Source organism: Rahnella sp. P4_A8 (assembly GCF_056402435.1).
In genome coordinates this window covers 1-544 of record NZ_JBFUHK010000384.1, presented here as the reverse complement: position 1 = coordinate 544, position 544 = coordinate 1, and the positions used below count along the sequence as shown (strand labels likewise).

Here is a 544-nt window from a genome sequence, read left to right as displayed (position 1 = left end):
TTCTCCTGCAACTGGCTTATTATTGATGGCAAACTGACATTCCGGGTAACGATCACAGGCGTGGAATACTTTGCCAAAACGTGATTTGCGCTGTAACAGATGACCCTTTCCACATTGCGGGCAGCCCAGAGTAGTTTCTTCAGGCTTATCGATAGCTTCAATATGATCGCATTCAGGATACTGACTGCAACCAATAAACATGCCGTAACGCCCCTGCCGCAGCACCAAAGTAGAGTCACATTTAGGGCATGCCTGTCCTTCCAGGATTTTCACAATATGCCCATCCGCCTGTGATTTCAGGGGACGAACATACTGACATTGCGGGTAGGATGAACAACTGAGAAAGGGGCCGTGGCGACCACTACGGATCACCAAATCGGCCCCGCATGCTGGACAGGATCCATTTTGCTTATCAGCAAAAAGTGCTGCTTTTGTCATATGTTACGTTTTACCTGTTATCTCTTAGTGCAGATAACCTTCATTAACTTCAAATAATAGCTCTTCCATTTGCTGATACGCTCTTTCATATCCGGGAATATTAAAC

At 46.0% G+C, this 544-nt stretch carries 1 protein-coding gene and 1 pseudogene; both read right to left on the bottom strand.

What is annotated here, in order from left to right:
* A partial coding sequence (locus tag AC1DUO_RS26140; protein ID WP_477989653.1) for a DNA topoisomerase family protein occupies nt 1-438 on the bottom strand: 438 nt, incomplete at its 3' end.
* A gap of 24 nt (nt 439-462) precedes the next feature.
* Nucleotides 463-544: pseudogene (locus AC1DUO_RS26135) on the bottom strand (hypothetical protein); the annotation flags it as partial.